General features: G+C 49.6%; 18 protein-coding genes and 2 tRNA genes. 2 read left to right on the top strand and 18 right to left on the bottom strand.

Annotated features, from left to right (window positions below):
• The first annotated feature begins 103 nt into the window (after positions 1-103).
• Positions 104-1282 (top strand): acetyl-CoA C-acetyltransferase, encoded by a 1179-nt coding sequence (locus ACN0R8_RS06865; protein ID WP_417596335.1) that lies wholly within the window; start codon positions 104-106, stop codon positions 1280-1282.
• A gap of 182 nt (positions 1283-1464) precedes the next feature.
• Here the strand turns inward: ACN0R8_RS06865 and pnp are convergent, their stop codons facing one another.
• The 15 genes from pnp to rlmE form a co-directional block, all read right to left on the bottom strand.
• Positions 1465-3585, bottom strand: a complete 2121-nt coding sequence (gene pnp / locus ACN0R8_RS06860) for a polyribonucleotide nucleotidyltransferase (RefSeq protein WP_417596334.1) — start codon at positions 3583-3585, stop codon at positions 1465-1467.
• A gap of 160 nt (positions 3586-3745) precedes the next feature.
• Positions 3746-4015 carry a 30S ribosomal protein S15 gene (gene rpsO / locus ACN0R8_RS06855; RefSeq protein ID WP_078320581.1) on the bottom strand — a complete coding sequence of 90 codons (270 nt, stop codon included), beginning with the start codon at positions 4013-4015 and terminating at the stop codon, positions 3746-3748.
• Positions 4016-4164: 149 nt separating this feature from the next.
• Positions 4165-5076 carry a tRNA pseudouridine(55) synthase TruB gene (gene truB / locus ACN0R8_RS06850; RefSeq protein WP_417596333.1) on the bottom strand — a complete coding sequence of 304 codons (912 nt, stop codon included), beginning with the start codon at positions 5074-5076 and terminating at the stop codon, positions 4165-4167.
• Between the two features lie 6 nt (positions 5077-5082).
• Positions 5083-5499: a 30S ribosome-binding factor RbfA gene (gene rbfA / locus ACN0R8_RS06845; protein ID WP_417596332.1), complete on the bottom strand. Its 417-nt coding sequence runs from the start codon at positions 5497-5499 to the stop codon at positions 5083-5085.
• A 39-nt stretch (positions 5500-5538) separates the two neighbouring features.
• Positions 5539-8001 (bottom strand): translation initiation factor IF-2, encoded by a 2463-nt coding sequence (infB, locus tag ACN0R8_RS06840; protein WP_417596331.1) that lies wholly within the window; start codon positions 7999-8001, stop codon positions 5539-5541.
• A 27-nt stretch (positions 8002-8028) separates the two neighbouring features.
• Positions 8029-9522, bottom strand: coding sequence for a transcription termination factor NusA (nusA, locus tag ACN0R8_RS06835; RefSeq protein WP_417596330.1), 1494 nt, complete (start codon positions 9520-9522; stop codon positions 8029-8031).
• Positions 9523-9545: 23 nt separating this feature from the next.
• The gene (gene rimP / locus ACN0R8_RS06830; RefSeq protein ID WP_078320576.1) at positions 9546-10007 is read right to left on the bottom strand and encodes a ribosome maturation factor RimP; all 462 of its coding nucleotides are present in this window, start codon (positions 10005-10007) and stop codon (positions 9546-9548) included.
• 86 nt (positions 10008-10093) lie between these two features.
• Positions 10094-10170 (bottom strand) — tRNA-Met (locus ACN0R8_RS06825).
• 99 nt (positions 10171-10269) lie between these two features.
• Positions 10270-10356, bottom strand: a tRNA-Leu gene (locus ACN0R8_RS06820).
• Positions 10357-10432: 76 nt separating this feature from the next.
• The gene (gene secG, locus ACN0R8_RS06815; RefSeq protein ID WP_417596329.1) at positions 10433-10798 is read right to left on the bottom strand and encodes a preprotein translocase subunit SecG; all 366 of its coding nucleotides are present in this window, start codon (positions 10796-10798) and stop codon (positions 10433-10435) included.
• A gap of 15 nt (positions 10799-10813) precedes the next feature.
• Positions 10814-11560, bottom strand: a complete 747-nt coding sequence (gene tpiA, locus ACN0R8_RS06810; protein ID WP_417596328.1) for a triose-phosphate isomerase — start codon at positions 11558-11560, stop codon at positions 10814-10816.
• Between the two features lie 68 nt (positions 11561-11628).
• The gene (gene glmM / locus ACN0R8_RS06805; protein WP_417596327.1) at positions 11629-12975 is read right to left on the bottom strand and encodes a phosphoglucosamine mutase; all 1347 of its coding nucleotides are present in this window, start codon (positions 12973-12975) and stop codon (positions 11629-11631) included.
• 2 nt (positions 12976-12977) lie between these two features.
• Positions 12978-13829 (bottom strand): dihydropteroate synthase, encoded by an 852-nt coding sequence (gene folP / locus ACN0R8_RS06800; protein ID WP_417596326.1) that lies wholly within the window; start codon positions 13827-13829, stop codon positions 12978-12980.
• Between the two features lie 75 nt (positions 13830-13904).
• Complete coding sequence (ftsH, locus tag ACN0R8_RS06795; RefSeq protein WP_417596325.1) at positions 13905-15905, bottom strand: ATP-dependent zinc metalloprotease FtsH; 2001 nt, start codon at positions 15903-15905, stop codon at positions 13905-13907.
• A 96-nt stretch (positions 15906-16001) separates the two neighbouring features.
• Positions 16002-16622, bottom strand: a complete 621-nt coding sequence (gene rlmE, locus ACN0R8_RS06790) for a 23S rRNA (uridine(2552)-2'-O)-methyltransferase RlmE (protein WP_417596324.1) — start codon at positions 16620-16622, stop codon at positions 16002-16004.
• Positions 16623-16732: 110 nt separating this feature from the next.
• On the opposite strand from rlmE, the gene yhbY reads away from it, so the two are divergent.
• Positions 16733-17056: a ribosome assembly RNA-binding protein YhbY gene (yhbY, locus tag ACN0R8_RS06785; protein ID WP_078320569.1), complete on the top strand. Its 324-nt coding sequence runs from the start codon at positions 16733-16735 to the stop codon at positions 17054-17056.
• A gap of 116 nt (positions 17057-17172) precedes the next feature.
• Here yhbY and greA read toward each other — a convergent pair whose 3' ends face one another.
• The 3 genes from greA to carA all read right to left on the bottom strand — a co-directional run bounded on the left by greA (position 17173) and on the right by carA (position 22094).
• On the bottom strand, positions 17173-17649 hold the full coding sequence (gene greA / locus ACN0R8_RS06780; protein WP_078320568.1) for a transcription elongation factor GreA: 477 nt from the start codon (positions 17647-17649) through the stop codon (positions 17173-17175).
• A complete protein-coding gene (gene carB, locus ACN0R8_RS06775; RefSeq protein ID WP_417596323.1) occupies positions 17646-20870 on the bottom strand; it encodes a carbamoyl-phosphate synthase large subunit in 3225 nt (1074 codons plus the stop codon). The genes greA and carB overlap by 4 nt, the downstream gene beginning before the upstream one ends.
• Before the next feature lie 78 nt (positions 20871-20948).
• Positions 20949-22094 (bottom strand): glutamine-hydrolyzing carbamoyl-phosphate synthase small subunit, encoded by a 1146-nt coding sequence (gene carA, locus ACN0R8_RS06770; protein ID WP_417596321.1) that lies wholly within the window; start codon positions 22092-22094, stop codon positions 20949-20951.
• Positions 22095-22336 lie beyond the last annotated feature (242 nt).

Here is a 22336-nt window from a genome sequence, read left to right as displayed (position 1 = left end):
TTTTTTGTCATCATTTAGGCGTACTCTACCTCTGAAGCAATAAAAAAATGCTATGCTGCGAAGCACAATAGAGATTTTTTATCTGATAAAAAAGGAAATACCTATGCAAGACGTTGTTATCGTCGCCGCCGGTCGTACAGCAATCGGCAGCTTTAACGGTGGTCTGAGCTCTGTTTCTGCCAGTGACCTGGGTGCCGTAGTGATTAAGAGCTTGCTGGAAAAAACCGGCATTGATCCTAAACAGGTAGACGAAGTATTGCTGGGTCAGGTGCTGACCGCAGGTGCAGGCCAAAACCCTGCACGACAAGCTGCCATTAAAGGTGGACTGATGGAGTCCACTCCTGCCATGACGATCAACAAGGTCTGCGGTTCAGGCCTTAAAGCCTTGCATTTGGCAACCCAGGCGATTCGCTGTGGCGATGCTGATCTGATTATCGCCGGCGGCCAGGAAAATATGTCCCAATCAGCACATATTCTGCCGAACTCCCGTAATGGACAGCGTATGGGCAACTGGGCACTGCAGGACACCATGATTGTTGATGGCCTGTGGGATGCTTTTAACGATATTCACATGGGAATCACCGCCGAGAACCTGGCCGAGAAATACGCCATTAGCCGTGAAGAGCAGGATGCGTTCGCTGCCCAGTCACAGCAAAAGGCAGAAGAAGCCATTAAAGGTGGTCGCTTCGCGGATGAGATCATTCCGTTAACCATTCCACAGCGCAAAGGTGATCCGGTTGTTATAGATACGGACGAAAATGCCCGCTTCGGCACAACAGCAGAAAAACTATCCGGCATGCGTCCGGCCTTCAAGAAAGACGGTACAGTAACTGCGGGTAACGCCTCCACTCTAAATGATGGTGCTGCGGCCGTTATATTGTGTAGCGCACAGAAAGCTGAGGAGCTGGGTCTGCCGGTTCTGGCTAAAATTTCTGCGTACTCCAACGCGGGCGTTGACCCTAAAATTATGGGTATCGGTCCCGTTCCTGCAACAAAACGCTGCCTGGAAAAAGCAGGCTGGGATATTAACGATCTGGAGCTGATTGAAGCCAATGAAGCGTTTGCAGCTCAGGCATTGAGTGTGAATAAAGAGCTGGGCTGGGATACGTCTAAGGTCAATGTAAACGGTGGAGCCATCGCTTTAGGCCATCCGATTGGTGCTTCCGGCTGTCGTGTATTAGTGAGCCTTGTTCACGAAATGATTAAGCAGGATGCTAAGAAAGGTCTGGCGACGCTGTGTATCGGTGGTGGTCAGGGCGTTGCACTGGCAGTTGAGCGCTAAGGCTATCAGCTGTTGAGCATTAAATTCTGGTTTTAGTGCTTTCCCGATATCTATCGTGACAAATCCACAGGTATCGGGACAAAAAAAACCTCGCAGATTCGCTTTTATATAAAAGCACTGCGAGGTTTTTTGTATCCGATGATATCTTCCTCAGAAGACACACCGGATCAGAAGGTCACAGATTACTCAGCGGCTTCTTCAGCCAGAGTTGCTGCTTTCTCTTCTTCGGTTACTTCTTTAATGCTCAGTTTAACGCGGCCACGGTTGTCCACGTCCAGCACTTTAACGGCAACCATATCACCTTCTTTCAAGTAATCGCTAACCGCATTAACACGCTCTTGTGCAATCTGAGAGATATGCACCAGACCATCCTGACCTGGCAGGAAGTTAACAAATGCACCAAAGTCAGCCAGACGTACAACCTTACCTTTGTACACTGTACCGATTTCAGCTTCTGCAGTGATGCCGGCAACTTCGTTGATCGCCATTTGCGCAGCCGCTTTGTTTTCTGCGTAGATCTTAACCAGACCATTGTCGTCGATATCGATAGAAGCACCAGTACGCTCACACAGCGAACGGATGGTTGCACCACCTTTACCGATAACATCACGGATCTTCTCAGGATCGATCTTGATAGTGGTCATCGCAGGTGCGTTCTCAGACAGATCTTCACGACCTTCACTGATCACTTTATTCATCTCACCCAAGATGTGCAGACGGGCTTTGTTAGCGCGCTGCAGAGCCACTTCCATGATCTCTTCGTTGATACCTTCAATCTTGATATCCATCTGCAGAGCAGTAATACCTTCAGAAGTACCAGCCACTTTAAAGTCCATATCACCCAGATGATCTTCGTCACCCAGAATGTCGGTCAGAACGGCGAAGCCTTCGCCTTCCTTAACCAGACCCATAGCGATACCCGCTACTGGCGCTTTCAGAGGTACACCAGCATCCATAAGAGCCAGAGACGCACCACAAACGGAAGCCATGGAGCTTGAACCATTGGATTCAGTAATCTCAGATACTACACGGATGGAGTACGGGAATTCTTCTTCAGTCGGCAGAACCGCCTGAACACCACGACGGGCAAGACGACCGTGACCGATTTCACGACGTTTAGGACCACCCATAAAGCCTGCTTCACCTACAGAGTATGGAGGGAAGTTATAGTGCAGCATGAACGGGTCGCGAACTTCACCTGCCAGAGACTCGCTGATCTGAGCATCACGGGCAGTACCCAGAGTTGCTGTAACGATCGCCTGAGTTTCACCACGGGTAAACAGTGCAGAACCATGAGTCTTCTGCAGCATGCCAACTTCAACATTGATACCACGAACAGTATCCTGCTCACGACCATCAATACGAGGCTCGCCATTTACAACAGACTGACGGACAATCTGCTTTTCAAGGCTGGCGAATGCAGACTTAATCGCGTCAGCAGTTAGGCCTTCATCGTTAGCCAGCTTCTCAACCGCTTCAGATTTCAGTTCGCCCAGTTGTGCGTAACGATCCTGCTTAACAGTAATCTTGTACGCATCTTTAATTTTATCAGCGTAAGCCAGAGAAACCAGTTGCTTAGTTTCTGTATCTTCTGCTGCTGGCTGCCAATCCCATGCTGGAGTAGCAACTTCAGCTGCAAACTCTTTAATTGCTGTGTTAACAGCCTGCATCTCTTTATGAGCAAACAGAACAGCACCCAGCATCTCGTCTTCAGTCAGCTCTTCTGCTTCAGACTCAACCATCAGTACAGCGTTTTCAGTACCTGCTACAACCATATCCAGAAGAGACTCTTCCAGCTTCTCGTTGGTTGGGTTCAGAATATAGCCGTCTTCGTCAGTAAAACCGACACGAGCTGCACCTACTGGGCCACTAAATGGAACACCTGAAACAGCCAGAGCTGCAGAGGTGCCAATCAGAGCTGCAATATCCGGGTTGTTGTCCTTGTCCGCAGACATAACGGTACAAACAACCTGAACTTCGTTCATAAAACCATTCGGAAACAGCGGACGGATCGGACGATCGATCAGGCGCGAAGTCAGGGTTTCAGTCTCAGTCGGACGGCCTTCACGTTTGAAGTAGCCTCCAGGGATCTTACCTACAGCGTAGGTTTTTTCCTGATAGTGAACAGACAATGGAAAAAATGCCGCGTCCGGGGCTGCATCTTTCTTAGCAACAACAGCACACAGTACAGAAGTACTGCCCATAGTGACCATAACTGAACCAGTAGCCTGGCGTGCGATACGACCCGTTTCGAGTGTTACGACCTGATCGCCGTAATTAAATGTCTTAGTAACCGGATTCACGGTAATTTCCTTCCAATATCTATTGCTTTCATGTGTGTTCTATTTTCACACAAAGAAGCCCGCTATCAAAGCGATAGCGGGCTTCAGAGGGCAATCAATTATCAATATGCAAAACTTGCGTACTGATAATAAGCCAGTGTCCTTTGGACGACGTCAGCAATTAGCGACGCAGACCCAGACTCTTGATCAGATCACTGTAGCGACCCAGATCTTTTTTCTTCAGGTAATCCAACAGCTTACGACGCTGGTTAACCATGCGAATCAGACCACGACGAGAGTGGTGATCCTGCTTGTTCGCTTTGAAGTGTTCTTGCAGACCGTTGATGTTAAAAGTCAGCAGGGCTACCTGAACTTCTGGAGAACCAGTGTCACCTTCGCCACGTGCGTATTCTTTAACGATTTCTGCTTTCTTTTCTGCAGTTAAAGCCATGATGCTTCTCCTGATAAAATATGCGAATCATATATTCAGGCTAACCGCGCATATTTACAGTTAGCCTAACTTTGCTCCGGATTAGAGCAGTCCAAGCAGAAAATCATCTGCTGAACAAAATCGTATCTGCAGCTCAAAGAGCAGGATCACTACTCTTCGAACACGACCAACCGGCGAGGCTTAAGTCTGCCGGTTTCCGCTGATTCTGCAAGACCGATAAATCGTTCCTGCTCGTCATACAGTCGGACCTTATCAGGATACACCTGGTCGCAGGTAATATCCTGGCCGTGGAGGATACGCGCAGTTTCCTCCGCAGACAAATTTTTCTTAGGAAAATGTGCCACCAGAATATCAGTATCCAACAGATAACTGTCGAGAGACTGATCCAGATCTCTTTCAGACTGCAGACGGTCAAATTCCAGCATCTCGGTAGCATCGAAACCACCGGTATGGGTTCTGTGCAGCATCACCAGATGCGCACCACAACCCAGGGTCTCTCCAATATCCTCTGCCAAAGTACGTACGTAAGTACCTTTGGAGCAGCGAACAGAGAACGTCAGGTCAGGGGCACTCCACTCTACAAGCTCTAATTCAAAGATGGTCACGGCTCGAGCCTTACGCTCAACCGTTTTACCTTCGCGGGCCAGCTTGTACAGCGGCTGACCATTTTGCTTGAGGGCGGAATACATAGGAGGTACCTGCTCGATATCACCGAGGAATGCTTCCATTGCCTCACGAATCTGAGCATCACTCAGTTCCGGGACAGGACGTTCCTGGATAATCGTGCCTTCTGCGTCACCCGTATCGGACATCTGCCCCAAGCGGGCAGTGGCGATATAGGCTTTATCAGCATCAAGCAGATAACTGGAGAATTTAGTCGCTTCGCCAAAACATAACGGCAAAAGACCGGTCGCCATCGGATCAAGGTTGCCCGTGTGACCGGCTTTGCTGGCATTAAACATCGCACGTACACGTTGCAGTGCACGATTGCTGGAGATGCCTTTTGGTTTGTTCAGCAGAAGGACGCCGGAGATATTCCGGCCTTTACCACGACGAGCCACCGGAGCTTAATCCTCCGCCGAATCGTTTTTTGGACCTTCAGGGTCGGTTGAATCGGTACGTGATTTATCAGCCGCAACAGCTTCTTCAATCAGACTGGACAACTTACGCCCATGTACCAGGCTGGAGTCATAGTCAAACTTGAGCTGCGGCACAATGCGCAACTTGATCGATTTTCCGATCTCGCGACGCAGAAAACCTGCAGCACGGTTCAACACACCAAGATCTTCCTTGGCTTCTTCAGCACTATCTTTACCCAGAACGGTGATGTAAACGTTAGCAAAGCTCAGATCACGACTGATCTTCACATCATTAACGGTCACCATCCCCAAGCGCGGGTCTTTAATTGAAAACTGAATTATCCGAGCCAGCTCCTTCTGGAGCTGTTCGGAAATTCGGTCAGTTCGTTTGAACTCACGGGACATTCAGACTGATCCTTGGCGCACTTAGATTACGCAGGGTAATTAAAGGGTGCGCTCAACTTTAACTTTGTCAAAGACTTCGATCTTATCGCCTTCTTTAACATCGTTGTAGTTCTTAACACCGACACCACACTCAACGCCGTTACGAACTTCGTTAACGTCATCTTTGAAGCGACGCAGGGATTCCAGCTCACCTTCATAGATAACAACGTTGTCACGCAGAACACGGATTTTCTTGTTGCGGAATACGGTACCTTCAACAACCATACAACCAGCAATAGCACCCAGCTTCGGAGAGCGGAAGACATCGCGTACTTCAGCGATACCCACAATCTCTTCTTTATACTCTGGAGCCAGCATACCGGTCATGGCCAGTTTAACGTGGTCGATCAGTTCATAGATCACGCTGTAGTAACGCAGATCGATCTCTTCACGCTCAACAATGGTACGCGCTGTTGCATCGGCACGAACGTTGAAACCAACCAGAATCGCGTTGGACGCCAGAGACAGGTTAGCATCACTCTCGGCAATACCACCCACGCCGGAGGAGATGATGTTCACCTTCACTTCGTCGGTAGACAGATCCAGCAGAGCCGCGGTGATCGCTTCCAGAGAGCCTCGTACGTCGGTTTTCAGTACGATGTTCAGGTTCGCCACTTCGCCTTTGCCCATGTTCTCGAACATGTTCTCAAGTTTAGCCGCTTGCTGACGAGCGAGTTTCACATCACGGAATTTACCCTGACGGAACAGCGCTACTTCACGGGCTTTACGCTCATCCTGTACCACAGTGAACTCGTCACCGGCATCAGGTGTGCCATCAAGACCCAGAATCTCTACAGGAATAGCAGGACCGGCTTCATCAATCGGCTTGCCATTCTCATCGATCAGTGCACGTACACGACCGTAGTTCAGGCCGGCCAGAACCATATCACCCTTACGCAGGGTACCGTTCTGAACCAGAACTGTTGATACAGGGCCACGACCTTTATCCAAACGCGCTTCTACAACCACACCTTTACCCGGTGCTTCAGGAACGGCTTTCAGTTCCAGAATTTCAGATTGCAGCAGTACCGCATCTAATAGCTCGTCGATACCTTCACCGGATTTCGCAGAAACCGGCATAAAGGGAACATCGCCGCCCCACTCTTCAGGGATAACATCTTTAGCAGCCAGTTCGGTCTTAACACGATCCGGGTCAGCCTGCTCTTTATCAATCTTGTTCACCGCTACAACGATAGGAACGCCAGCCGCTTTCGCGTGATGGATCGCTTCTTCCGTCTGAGGCATCACGCCATCATCTGCCGCTACAACCAGGATAACAACGTCAGTTGCCTTAGCACCACGAGCACGCATTGCGGTAAATGCCGCGTGCCCAGGGGTATCTAGGAACGTGATCATGCCATGACCCGTTTCTACATGATACGCACCAATGTGCTGGGTAATACCGCCGGACTCACCGGAAGCAACTTTGGCACGACGGATGTAATCCAGCAGGGATGTTTTACCGTGGTCAACGTGACCCATTACGGTAACAACAGGAGCCCGGGTGACCTCTTGGCCATCGTAGCTGATGTTATCCAGAACGTCGTCTTCCAGCGCATTATCATTCAGAAGCTTGAACTTATGTCCCATCTCCTCAACAACAATCTGAGCTGTCTCCTGATCGATCACCTGGTTAATGGTCACCATAGCGCCCATTTTAAACATCACCTTGATCACTTCAGCTGCTTTAACAGCCATTTTATCCGCCAGATCGGCGACAGTGATCGCTTCAGGGATTGCTACTTCCCGTACAATAGGTGCTGCTGGTTTTTCAAAAGCATGTTCGCGTTTAGGGCCGTTATCACGGTTACCGCCACGACGGGAGCTTTTCTTAGCGCTTCGCATCTCTTTTTTACCACGACGAGGTGCGTTCTCTTTTTCTTTCTTACGCTCGCCATACTCTGGTTTAGCGGAAGTTTTCTTACCTTTACCCGCTGGCTTATTAGCACCACCTGGGTTGTTTTCATCACGGAATTTCTTTGCAGGGGCTTCTTTAGGCGCCGCTGCGGGTGCTGGAGCTGCTGCCGGAGCGTCAGTCGCAACCGGAGCTTTTGCTTTAGGCGCGTCAGCTTTACGCTTGGCATCAGCCTGGCGTTTAGCTTCTTTTTCAGCCTGAAGCTTAGCTTCCTCTTCCGCTTTTTTCTTCTCTTCTTCCGCCTGATCTACTTCAGCAGCCTTCACGTATGTACGTTTTTTGCGTACTTCGATATTAACTGTTTTTTTGTTGCCTGCGCCCGTTTTCAGCTTGCTTGTCTCACGACGCTTCAGAGTGATCTTGCCCGGCTCGGCTGCTTTTCCGCCGTGACTCGCTTTCAGGTGGTTCAGTAGTGACTGTTTGTCTTGCTCTGAAACCGGCTGGTCTGCCTTTTTATGTGGCAAGCCTGCTTCGTTCATCTGCTCCAGCAAACGTTCCACAGGTCGGCCAACACTTTCAGCGAACTCTTTTACAGTTGATTCTGCCATTCATTCTTCTCCTGTGACTTTGCTGCGCTACTCGCCGCCTTCAAACCAAGGTGCACGGGCCGTCATAATTAACTGGCCGGCTTTTTCCTCAGACATACCATCAATATCAAGCAAGTCGTCAATGGACTGTTCAGCAAGATCTTCCATGGTACAGATACCTTTACTTGCCAGTACATATGCAAGGTGTTTGTCGATACCTTCCATATTCAACAGATCTTCAGCTGGTTCAGAATCTTCCAGTTGCTCTTCATCAGCAATCGCCAGATTCAGTAGCTCATCTTTTGCACGGCTGCGCAGTTCTTTAACTAAATCTTCATCAAAGCCTTCAATGGCTAACATTTCATCAATTGGCACATAGGCCACTTCTTCCAGACTGGCGAAGCCTTCTTCAACCAGTACTCGTGCCAGCTCTTCATCAACATCCAGATGGTTAATAAAGACCTGAACAACGCTGTCGAACTCTTCACCCTGCTTGGCTTCGGCTTCTTCTTCGGTCATCACATTGATCTTCCAGCCCGTCAGCTCACTCGCTAAACGAACATTCTGACCATTGCGGCCGATAGCTTGCGCCAGATTCTCTGCATCAACAGCCACGTCCATCTCGTTTTTATCTTCATCAACGATAATAGATGCGACATCAGCAGGAGCCATAGCGTTAATAACCAGCTGTGCAGGGTTATCGTCCCACATAACGATATCAACACGCTCGTTACCCAGTTCAGAGGAAACCGCCTGAACACGGGAACCGCGCATACCAACACAGGCACCAACAGGGTCGATACGCTTGTCGTTGGTCTTAACTGCTATCTTGGCACGCAGGCCCGGATCACGGGCTGCACCACGAATTTCAATCAGCTGTTCAGCAATCTCAGGTACCTCGATGCGGAACAACTCAATCAGGAACTGCGATCGTGCGCGACTTAATAGAAGCTGACCGGAACGTGCATCTGGGCGAACTTCTGCCAACAGAGCACGGACACGATCATTCATGCGATATTTTTCGCCGGCGATCATCTCATCACGGGGCAAATAAGCTTCAGCATTGTTGCCTAGGTCGACAATAACGCCATCCCGTGTTGTTTTCTTGACCGTACCGTTAACAATTTCGCCTTCACGTTCCGAGTACTGACGCACAATCTCAGCACGTTCAGCCTCGCGCACTTTTTGTACAATAACCTGCTTAGCGGTTTGAGCCGCAATACGACCAAAAGCAACCGATTCGATCTGCTCTTCAATCACATCGCCAAGGTCCAACGATGAGTCTTTCTTTTGAGCATTCGTCAATGAGATTTCATAATCCACATCGTCAAGCTCAATATCTTCAACAATTGTCCAGCGACGAAAAGTGTCATAGTCGCCGGTCTTACGGTCAATTGCGACGCGGATGTCCGCCTCTTCGCCTTCGAAACGCTTTTTGGAGGCACTAGCCAGAGCTAATTCGATTGCCTCAAAAATCACTTCTTTGGAAACGCCTTTCTCGTTTGAAACGGCATCTACTACCAGAAGAATCTCTTTACTCATGCCATTGCCTCAACAAAAAGTCCTTAATTATCAAACTGCGGCACTATTCGGGCCTGTTCAATATTTTCGATTGGAAAACAGTATTCTTCCTGATCAACGACCACCAACACTTCGTCTTCTTCGGTGCCATTAAGAATGCCGGAAAATTTACGTCTTCCTTCATACGCAAGGTTCAGTTTCAGGGCCACTTTATAGCCTTTGTAATGAGCAAACTGATCCAGGGTAAACAGAGGACGATCCATACCCGGAGAGGATACCTCCAGCGTATATTCACTACTGATCGGGTCTTCTACATCCAGAACACCGCTGAGCTGGCGACTGACTTCTGCACAGTGATCCACTGTGACGCCATCCGGCCCATCGATAAATACCCGCAACATAGAATGATTGCCTTGGGGCTTATATTCTAAACCCCAAAACTCAAGTCCAAGCGCCTCGACAACTGGCTTGGCCAGATCGATCAGCAAAGTCTCTTTCTTTGCCATCTAATCACCCTGAAAAAATAAGAAATCTGAACTTTTTTGCAGCTAACAAAAAGCCCCTATAAAAGGGGCTTTTTGTTATAGAAAATTGGTAGCGGGGGCCGGATTTGAACCGACGACCTTCGGGTTATGAGCCCGACGAGCTACCAGGCTGCTCCACCCCGCATCAATGAAGGTGCACATTCTATGACCAATACATCCAATAGTCAACCGACTATTTGAAAACAAGTCATAAATACAGTCTGGGCAGACTGCTGCGCTAAACTGGTGCCGAAAGCGGGACTTGAACCCGCACGACCATAAGGTCACCACCCCCTCAAGATGGCGTGTCTACCAATTCCACCACTTCGGCATATAAAACAAGCAAAGTAAAAAACACTCTGCAATGGTATCGCCATTGACTGCAACACCAAAACCCTACAAATTAATTAGCGTTCAGCAGGAACATCGCTATCTGCAGGTATCGCTGAATCATCTTCCAGAGCAGGAAGACCACCAACCGCTTCTTTCTGAGCCTGCTCGGTTACAATACCGGTATCAGCAGATTGGCTTGAGCTCTTCGCTTGCTGACTTGCATAAAAGGCAAGCGCCAAGCTTGTCACGAAAAACAGGGTCGCAATTATAGCGGTAACCTGACCTAAAAAGCTAGTGCTTCCGGTACTTCCAAATACGGTTTGTGAAGCACCACCTCCGAAAGAGGCTCCTGCTTCAGCACCCTTGCCCTGCTGGATCATAACCAGACCAACCAAAGCAATTGCTAAAACTACATGTACTGCCAGAATTACGGTTTCCATTATATCAACCTATGCTTAATTTGCCGCACGGCAAATTGAAATAAATTCGTCTGCGCTCAATGATGCGCCACCAACGAGGCCACCATCAATATCAGGGCAGGTAAAAAGCTCCTCTGCATTAGCAGCCTTAACACTACCACCGTACAGGATTCGCATGGCGTCCGCATAATCCTGACCGTAACCAGCCAGAGCGTTACGTATCGCCTTATGCACGTCCTGAGCCTGATCCGCTGTTGCCGTTTTGCCCGTACCAATTGCCCATACAGGCTCATAGGCAATCACCAGACGAGACCAGTCAGCAAGACCCAGCTGGCTCACAACAGCGTTGACCTGACCAAGTACAACGTCCAATGTACGGCCACTCTCACGCTCATCCAGTGTTTCACCTACGCAAAGAACCGCAACTAAGCCTGAGGCAATCGCGGCCTGAGTCTTTGCTGCAATCAATTGATCTGTCTCGCCATAAATTGCCCGGCGCTCTGAATGACCGACCAGAACATGGCTTAACTGCATCTCCGCCAGCATTCCAGCGGAAATCTCGCCAGTAAAAGCCCCGGACTGGGCTTCATGACAATTCTGAGCCCCAACCAAAAGATAATCACCAGCCCTCCGCTGCACATCACCTAAATAAAGTGCTGGCGGACAAACCAGAATCTCAGCCTGCGACTGTTTGGCCTCTTCAGCCAGAGCAGGAACCAGAGTGCTTAACAGCTCCATGGAGCCATTCATCTTCCAGTTACCGGCGACAATTTTCTTACGCATATCAATTCCTGTATTTCAGGGCGCAAAATATTACTTCATGCCAACCCGACTGACAAGGCGAAGCCGCTTTATATGGCGACTTCTTGCTCAATAATTGCAGCCAGACCCTCAGCAAGAGCTGTTACTTCAACCCTGTCCTCACCCTCTGTCATCACTCGAATCAGCGGTTCGGTACCGGATGGGCGCAGCAAAAGCCGACCTCTTCCGTCCAGGGCCTGTGTTACCTCAGCAATTTTAGCTTTAACTGCTGCCGATTTCTGCACATTCTCAGCAGAAGCCTGACCAAGACGAACATTAATCAGTACCTGAGGCAACTTGTTTAACGGCCGAAGCAGTTCAGAGAGCGATTTTCCGCTACGGGCAACAGCAGCCATTACCTGCAGGGCCGACACAATACCGTCTCCGGTGGTCTGCACATGCTGGCAAACAATATGGCCTGAGTTTTCACCCCCAACCCGCCAGTCGTTTGCTTTTAACTCAGCCATCACATATCGATCGCCGACTTTGGCCCGTCTAAAAGGAATATTCAGCTCCGCAAAAGCTTTTTCAAGGCCATAATTACTCATCAAGGTGCCGACCACACCTCCGCAGAGCATATCTTCCCGCTGCATATCCGTCGCAATAATATATAGCAGATCATCGCCATCCAGAATATGGCCCTGCTGATCGACCATGGCAACCCGATCACCATCACCATCAAACGCAATACCAAGATCTGCCTGATGCTCAAGCACAGCGGCCTGCAGGGCTGCCGGTGAAGTTGAGCCAACGTCTTTGTTAATATTCAACCCGTCAGGCTGAGCACCAATGGCAACAACCTCCGCACCCAATTCTGTAAATACAGAAGGCGCAATGTGGTACGTCGCACCATGCGCACAATCCAGCACTATCTTCAGACCATTAAGGTCATAGTCATTCGGGAATGTGCTCTTACAAAATTCAATATACCGACCTGCGGCATCAGCAATCCGCTTCGCTTTTCCTAGCTTATCGGGGCTCACAGTCACCATAGCTTCATCAAGCTGCGCCTCAATGGCAGCCTCAACATCATCGGGCAACTTAGTACCCTGAGCTGAAAAGAACTTAATACCGTTATCTTCAAACGGATTATGGGATGCGCTAATCACAATACCTGCCTGAGCATGAAATGTTCGGGTCAGATAGGCAATACCCGGCGTAGGCATCGGCCCTAACAAGTAAACATCAACCCCTGCAGCAGAAAGGCCAGCTTCAAGGGCAGACTCAAACATATAGCCAGATATGCGGGTATCTTTACCGATCAGAATTTTATTATAACCCTTCTGGTTAAAGACCTTACCCGCTGCCCAGCCCAGCTTCAGCATAAACTCAGCCGTCACAGCGCCTTCACCTACACGCCCCCGAATGCCATCCGTGCCAAAATATTTTCGACTCATTATTATTCTGCTCCCTGCACTGCCTGATAAACTTTCAGTGCATCAATTGTTTCTTCCACGTCATGCACCCGCAAAATCCATGCACCCTGCTGGGCACAGATCAGGGCACTCGCGACACTTGCTGTAATGCGCTCTGCAGGTATCTCTCTACCTGTAATAGCACCCAACATACTTTTTCTCGATGTCCCGGTCAGAAGCGGATAGCCTAACGCCTGAATATCTTTTAAGTGCTTAATCAGGCTGCAATTATGCTCAACACTTTTACCAAAGCCATAACCGGGATCAAGAATAATCCGATCTCGGGAAATGCCCGCCTCAAGGCAGGCATTGGCCCGCTTCTGCAGATAGCCAGTTACTTCCTGCAGCAGATCGGCATAGGAGGGTGCAACCTGCATGGTCTGCGGCTGCCCCTGCATATGCATCAGACAAACCGGTAACCCACTGGCTGCGGCTGCCTCCAGAGCACCCTCTTTTTCCAATGCCCGTACATCGTTAATCAGACTGGCACCGGCCTTTGCGGATTCGCGAATAACAGAGGCAGTACTGGTATCGACGGAAACCAGCGCTCCAAGCTCCCCAGCCAATGCTTCGACAACAGGTAGCACACGATCCAGCTCCTCCTGTTCAGAAACAGCCACCGCCCCAGGCCGCGTAGACTCACCACCAACATCTATAAGGGTTGCCCCTGCCTTGATCATGGTTTCAGCGTGACGGAGCGCAGCATCACGTCCGTTATACTGGCCGCCGTCAGAGAATGAATCCGGTGTAACATTGAGGATGCCCATCACCTGAACCTGGTTCAGATCCAGCGCATGACGGCCAAATAAAAAAGGGCGTGATTCAAGGTTCGACATCAAGCTTTCCCGCTTTAAAATCAAACACTTTAAATCACGCCCTTCTGCTTAGGCAAGCAATTAGAAACTCAGATATTACTCCTGATCTTTAGGCTTCTCACTATCAGAATCTGATTCAGGTTCCGCCTTTGCAGCAGGATCCTCAGCTGGCTTCTCAGCCTCTGCCTCAGGTCTTATCGGGGCAACATTTGATGCCTCTGCTGCATCTGGTTTTGACTCAGCAGCAGCGTGACCTTTTTCTGTCCAGCCTTCAGGAGCATCCGGTTCACGACCTTCCATAATCGCATCGATCTGTTTGGCATCAATGGTTTCATACTTCATTAAAGCATTTGCCATCATATCCAACTTATCCCGGTTGTCCGTCAGGATTTGCATCGCCCGCTCATAGCACTGATCGATTACACTGCGTACTTCTTTATCCAGCTTGCTGGAGATCTCGGCCGAGGAGAACTTACCCGCTCCGCCGCCACCGCCGCCGCCCAGAAACTGGTGAGACTCATCTTCGTCATACATCAGCGGGCCCAGTTCACGGGAAAGCCCCCACTTTGTCACCATACTATGGGCAATTTCTGTAGCACGCTTAATGTCATTGGCAGCGCCGGTTGTAACGCCATCAAAGCCCAGCGTCATCTCTTCAGCAATACGACCGCCATAGAGACTACAGATCTGGCTCAGAAGACCGGTACGGCTCTGACTGTAACGATCCTCTTCCGGCAGGAACATGGTGACACCCAAGGCCCGGCCGCGAGGAATAATGCTCACTTTGTACACAGGGTCATGCTCTGGCACCACCCGGCCAACGATGGCGTGCCCGGCTTCGTGATAAGCCGTGTTCAGCTTCTCTTTTTCGGACATCACCATAGTCTTACGTTCAGTACCCATGATGATTTTGTCTTTAGCCAGGTCAAACTCAGCCATGCGCACCAGACGGCTATCACTCCGTGCAGCAAACAGCGCCGCTTCGTTCACCAGGTTTGCCAAATCAGCACCGGAGAAACCGGGCGTACCACGGGCGATAATCGCCGGATCAACATCATCCGCAATCGGCACTTTACGCATATGTACTTTTAGAATCTGCTCACGACCGCGAATATCCGGCAAACCAACGGTTACCTGACGGTCAAAACGACCGGGGCGTAGCAGCGCCGAATCCAAAACGTCGGGACGGTTAGTTGCAGCGATAACAATAATGCCTTCGTTACCCTCAAAACCATCCATCTCAACCAGCAACTGGTTCAGTGTTTGCTCACGCTCATCATGGCCGCCACCCATGCCGGAACCACGCTGACGACCTACCGCATCAATCTCATCGATAAAGATGATGCAAGGTGCCTGCTTCTTAGCCTGTTCAAACATATCACGGACACGGGATGCACCCACACCCACAAACATTTCAACAAAGTCTGAACCGGAAATGGTAAAGAACGGCACTTTGGCTTCGCCGGCAATCGCTTTTGCCAGCATCGTCTTACCGGTACCCGGCTGCCCAACCATAAGCACACCACGAGGAATCTTACCGCCCAGGCGCTGAAATTTGCCAGGATCACGCAGGAAGTCCACTAGCTCTTTAACTTCTTCTTTCGCTTCATCAACACCAGCGACATCAGCAAACGTCGTTTTGATCTGATCCTGTGGCAGCAGGCGTGCTTTAGACTTGCCAAAGCTCATGGGGCCTTTGCCACCACCGCCACCGCCCTGCATCTGGCGCATAAAGAAGAAAAAGATCGCAAGAATAATCAGGATAGGGAAACTGGCCACCAGCAAACGGGACCAGACACTTTGCTGTTCGGGTTGACGACCTTCAACCGTCACCTGATGCTGAATCAGGTCATCCATTAATTTAGGATCCTGAACCGCCGGACGAATCGTCTCAAAACGACTACCGTCAATGCGCTCACCGGAGATCACATAACCGTCCACCACAATTTTGCGCACTTGATCACGCTGAACTTCTTCAATGAAGTCGGTGTAGTTCATGCGCAGCGGTGATGAATCAACACTGAAATTATTAAAAACTGTTAATAACACTGCAGCGATAATCAACCACAGAATTAAATTTTTTGCCATATCGTTCAAGGGCTCACCCTCTGTTTGATCGCTTTGATTGCCTGCATTTCAGGATCCTTAATAGACAATACTATACTCCAATCGGTTCAACCATCCGACCAGGGTTTAGCCTTTAAATCCTTTCGCAAGAAGATAAACTTCTCTGGACCTTGCCCTTGAGGCATCCGGCTTTCTTGTAATCACTGTTTTAAACTGGCTTTTCAGTTCTTTCAGGTAAGCATCGAAGCCTTCCCCCTGAAAAACCTTGGCCAGAAATGTACCTTCTTTTTTGAGTGTGCGGGAAGCTAAGTCCAGCGCCAACTCTACCAGATACATCGCCCGAGGCTGATCCATTGCCGACATGCCACTCAAATTGGGTGCCATATCAGAAATAACCATATCCACCGGTCGATTTCCGATAGCCGCCATAATCTCGTCGTAAACCTTATCTTCAGTAAAGTCTCCCTGAATAAAGGTCACATCAGCGATGGGCTCCATCTCAAGAATATCTGAGGCGATAACCACACCCGACTCACCCACTTTTTCAATGGCAATCTGAGACCAGCCACCAGGGGCTGCTCCAAGATCCACAACCGTCATGCCGGATCGGAAAAGCCGGTCTTTCTCATCCAGTTCCAACAACTTATAGCTGGCTCTGGAGCGATAACCATCATCCCGGGATTTTTGCACATAACGGTCATCAAAGTGTTCTTTCAGCCAACCGGCGCTGGTTTTTGATCTAGCCACAAAAATTTCCTGTAAACAAACCTCTGTCAGAGATTACCATCCGCTCCGCACTTAGCTACAATGTGGGTTTTACACAAGCCAAATTCAAGGCAAGCACCTCTGGAAGTTTTATGTCCCTGACATCTGCAGTTAAAAAACAGTACCGCTCTATTGCCCACCACCTCAATCCAGTGGTGATTGTTTCTGAAAACGGACTGAGCGAGGCATTATTGGCCGAAGTTGATCGCGCACTGACCGACCATGAACTCATCAAAGTACGGATCAGCGTTGCAGACCGTGAAAGTAAAGTGCTTCTGATCGAAGAGATCCGTAAAGAAACCGGCGCAGAACTCGTTCAAACCATAGGTAAAATGGCCATACTCTTCCGTAAAGCGAAAGAGCAGAATGCTAAGCTATCCAATCTGGTACGTTACCAGCATTACCTGAACCGCTAACACCGGACCTGTCACCGTTTAGCTTAACAGGATACGAACGCAATCCGTACTCCCTGTAACCTCTCAGACACTCTACGGTGAAAATAGAATAAGGGGGCAAATTGCCCCCCTTATTTTTAGATGTGGTGCACTTCTGAAATTTCGTACTCCACTTCACCACCCGGCGTGACGACGACAACGACATCACCTTCTTCCTTGCCAATAAGAGCTCGTGCAATGGGGGAATTCACCGAAATTTTACCGGCTTTAATATCCGCCTCATCATCACCAACAATCTGGTAGCGCACTTCTTCTTCAGTATCCAGATTATAGAGATCTGTCGTAGTGCCAAAAATTACCTTACCGCTTTTAGGTATTGTCGAAATATCAATAACCTGAGCGGTAGACAGCTTGCCTTCCAGTTCCTGGATACGACCTTCAATAAAGCCTTGCTGCTCGCGTGCGGCATGATACTCAGCATTCTCTTTCAGGTCGCCATGTTCACGGGCTTCGGCAATGGCTTCAATAACCTTTGGGCGTTGAACAGATTTCAGATCGTCCAGTTCTGCCCGAAGACGTTTCTCGCCATCGACCGTCATTGGATATCGCTTCATGCGTTTACTCCTGAGTGGATGTCCTGCAGGCGGCGTACATTGATCTCGTCACCATACTCCAGTGCCATGCATACTGCTTTAGCGGCCGCCAGCGTTGTCGTATAAGCAACTTTATGCTGCAGCGCTGTACGACGTATAGTAGACGAGTCAGCAATCGCTTTACGGCCTTCGGTCGTATTCAGCACATAGGAAATTTCATCATTTTTCAGCATATCCACCAGGTGAGGACGGCCTTCGTTCACCTTGTTGACAACCTGAACCGGAATATTTGCATCTTCCAGAACTTTTGCAGTACCACGGGTTGCCAGCAGTTCAAAACCCAGCTTCTGCAGAGATTTAGCAACGTCCAGAACCGCTGCCTTGTCGGCTTCACGAACACTAAGAATGGCACGACCACCATCCCGTGGCATCTGTTCACCGGCACCTTGTTGAGCTTTCAGGAAAGCCTCAGCAAAGGTATCACCAGTTCCCATCACCTCACCGGTAGACTTCATCTCAGGGCTCAGAATCGGATCAACGCCCTGGAACTTGTTGAACGGGAATACAGCTTCTTTTACGTTAAACAATGTTGGAATGATCTCTTTGGTAAAGCCTTGCTCTTCCAGAGATATTCCTGTCATACAACGCGCCGCAATTTTCGCCAGCGATGTGCCGATGCACTTGGAAACAAATGGCACAGTACGGGATGCACGAGGGTTCACTTCGATCACATAGATCTCACCATCCTGCCACGCCAGCTGAACGTTCATCAGACCGACAACACCCAGCTCCAAAGCCATCCGTTTAATCATATCGCGCATCTGATCCTGAACATCAGATGGCAGGCTGTAAGGAGGCAGAGAACAAGCTGAGTCACCGGAGTGAACACCGGCCTGCTCAATGTGCTGCATAATACTGCCGATAACCACCTGCTTACCGTCTGAAACCGCATCAACATCAATTTCAATCGCAGCATTCAGGAAGTGATCCAGCAGAACCGGGCTGTCATTAGACACCTTAACTGCAGTATTCATGTAGCGATTCAGCTCTTCATCGCTGTATACGATCTCCATCGCACGGCCACCCAGAACATAGGACGGGCGAACAACCAGTGGATAACCGATTTTCTGAGCCAGCAACAGTGCTTCGTCTAGGCTACGGGCTGTCGCATTAGGCGGCTGCTTAAGCTCCAGGCGCTCAATCATTTTCTGGAAGCGCTCACGGTCTTCTGCCCGGTCAATTGCATCAGGCGTAGTACCAATAATAGGTACACCAGCCGCTTCCAGTTCTCGGGCAAGTTTCAGTGGCGTCTGGCCACCAAACTGCACGATCACGCCTTTTGGTTGCTCTTTATCAACAATTTCCAACACATCTTCTAAAGTGATCGGCTCGAAAAACAGGCGATCAGAAGTATCGTAGTCTGTGGAAACCGTTTCTGGGTTACAGTTCACCATGATGGTTTCGTAACCGTCTTCACGGGCGGCCAGAGCTGCATGTACACAGCAGTAGTCGAACTCGATACCCTGACCAATACGGTTAGGGCCACCACCAATTACCATGATCTTCTCACGATCACTTGGGTCTGCCTCACACTCTTCTTCATAAGTGGAGTACATATAAGCGGTATCGGAAGCGAATTCTGCAGCACAGGTATCAACGCGCTTGTAAACCGGACGAACACCTAGCTTCTGACGCAGTTTACGGAACTCTTTTTCAGAAACATCCAGTAAGTCAGCAAGACGAGCATCTGAGAAGCCTTTACGCTTCAGGCGGAAGATCACATCTTCAGACAGGTCTGCCATGCCCATCTTAGCTACACGCTGTTCATCTTTAATAATGTCTTCGATCTGAACCAGGAACCATGGATCAACACCGGTTACCGCATAAAGTTCTTCAACGGTCATACCCAGGCGGAAAGCGTCACCGATATACCAGATACGATCGGCACCTGGGTTCTGCAGTTCACCTTTCAACTTGTCCAGATGATCTTCTTCAGAAGTATCCAGAATCGGATCAAAGCCGTTAGAGCCTACTTCCAAACCACGCAGCGCTTTCTGCATCGACTCCTGAAGTGTACGACCAATGGCCATCACTTCACCCACAGATTTCATCTGAGTAGTCAGGCGGTCGTTAGCCTGAGGGAATTTCTCGAAGGTGAAACGAGGGATTTTAGTCACAACATAATCAATAGACGGCTCGAATGATGCAGGCGTACGACCACCCGTAATATCATTCTGCAGCTCATCCAGGGTATAACCCACTGCTAGTTTTGCGGCAATTTTAGCAATAGGGAAGCCTGTTGCTTTTGATGCCAGCGCCGACGAGCGGGAAACACGCGGATTCATCTCAATTACGACCATACGACCGGTTTTGGGATCCATACCGAACTGAACGTTAGAACCACCAGTCTCTACACCGATTTCACGCAGTACCGCCAGGGAGGCGTCACGCATGATCTGGTATTCTTTATCGGTCAGGGTCTGTGCCGGGGCAACAGTGATGGAATCACCGGTATGTACACCCATAGCATCAAAGTTCTCGATGGCACATACGATGATGCAGTTGTCGTTTTTATCACGTACAACCTCCATCTCGTATTCTTTCCAACCGATCAGAGATTCGTCGATCAATAACTCACTGGTGGGTGACAGATCAAGGCCACGGGTACAGATCTCTTCAAATTCTTCTTTGTTATACGCGATACCGCCGCCGGTACCACCCATAGTGAAAGAAGGACGGATAATGCACGGAAAGCCCAGTGTGGACTGTACATCCCAGGCTTCCTCCATGGTATGCGCAATATCTGCACGCGGGCACTCCAGACCGATGTTTTTCATCGCCTGGTCAAAACGCTCACGATTTTCTGCTTTATCGATGGTATCGGCATTCGCGCCAATCATCTCAACGCCAAACTCTTCTAGAACACCGTGCTTTTCAAGATCCAACGCACAGTTCAGAGCAGTCTGGCCACCCATGGTCGGCAAAACAGCATCCGGGCGCTCTTTTTCGATGATCTTCGCAACGGTTTGCCAGGTAATTGGCTCGATGTAGGTTGCATCCGCCATCGTCGGATCGGTCATAATCGTTGCCGGATTAGAGTTCACCAGAATGACACGGTAACCCTCTTCACGCAGGGCTTTACAAGCCTGTGCGCCGGAATAGTCAAACTCACAGGCCTGACCAATGATGATTGGGCCTGCGCCCAGAATCAGAATACTTTCTATGTCGGTACGTTTTGGCATGGTCGCTCACACACTAAAAATTCGGTTGGTATCAGTTCAGCATCATGAACCCGGCTAACCGGGTCGCATCAAATACTGTTAACCGCGCTTTTCCACATAGTCCTTGATGTTATCGATAAAACGATCGAACAGAGGTGCTACATCGCGTGGGCCGGGGCTTGCTTCAGGGTGCCCCTGGAAGCTGAACGCTTTCTTATCGGTACGCTCAATACCTTGCAGAGAACCATCAAAAAGCGATTTGTGCGTCGTACGCAGATTGCCTGGCAAGCTGCTTTCGTCAACCGCAAAACCGTGGTTCTGACTGGTGATCATGACCGTTTTGTCGTCCAGACTCTGCACCGGATGGTTGGCACCGTGGTGACCGAACTTCATTTTTTCAGTTTTCGCACCACTGGCCAGCGCCAGCAGCTGGTGGCCCAGACAGATGCCAAATACAGGAATATCGGTTTCCAGAAGCTCTTTAATCGCTGTGATGGCGTAATCACATGGCTCCGGATCACCGGGGCCGTTGGACAGGAAAACACCATCCGGATTAAGTGCCAAAACCTCACTCGCAGGAGTTTGTGCCGGAACAACGGTCAGTTGGCAGCCGCGCTCAACCAACATACGCAAAATGTTGTATTTCACACCGTAGTCATAGGCCACCACATGCATAGGTAGATCGCTGTCATCGCGATGAGCATAACCCTTGCCCAGTTCCCAGCTTGACTGGTTCCAGCGGTATGACTGACGGGTAGTCACTTCTTTGGCCAGATCCATGCCCTTCAGACCAGGAAACGCCTTAGCCGCTTCCAGAGCCTGTGCTTCAGAAACATCACTTCCGGCAACGATAGCACCACGCAGTGAGCCTTTTTCACGAAGAATCCGGGTCAGGCGGCGGGTATCAATATCAGCTATCGCAACAATGCCGTTCTCTTTCAGGTAGTCATCCAGTGATTTCTGGTTGCGGAAGCTGCTGGCCAGCAGAGGCAGATCACGAATAATAAGGCCAGAAGCACAAACACTATCAGACTCAACATCTTCGCTGTTCGTGCCCGTGTTGCCAATGTGAGGATACGTGAGGGTAACAATCTGTTTGGTATAGGATGGATCCGTCAGGATTTCCTGATATCCGGTCATTGAGGTGTTAAATACCACCTCACCACTGGTGATGCCATCATTACCAATGGCCACACCCTGAAATACACTTCCGTCTTCAAGGGCCAATATGGCTGGTCTGTTCAAGTCAACCTCCTCCCGTCGCGCGATTCTGATCTGATAAGCTCTGCACTGTAAAGGTTATTACTGCAAAACCTCGACCTACAGCTGCAAAAAAGCGAGATGAAACATAGTTCCATCCCGCTTTTTTATAATTTGGTGTGATTTGGCCCTGAGTCTGGCCAGTAATCCGCCATATTTTAGGCAATTTCGCCCGCCGCGTCCATGACTTCCTTTGCCTTATTTTTCAGGAAGCCTGAAAACATAGG

The sequence above is a fragment of the Oceanospirillum sp. genome, from assembly GCF_048265165.1.
Classification (GTDB): domain Bacteria; phylum Pseudomonadota; class Gammaproteobacteria; order Pseudomonadales; family Halomonadaceae; genus Oceanospirillum.
Note: the sequence above shows the minus strand (reverse complement) of the source record. Positions and strands in the feature narration are given on the sequence as shown.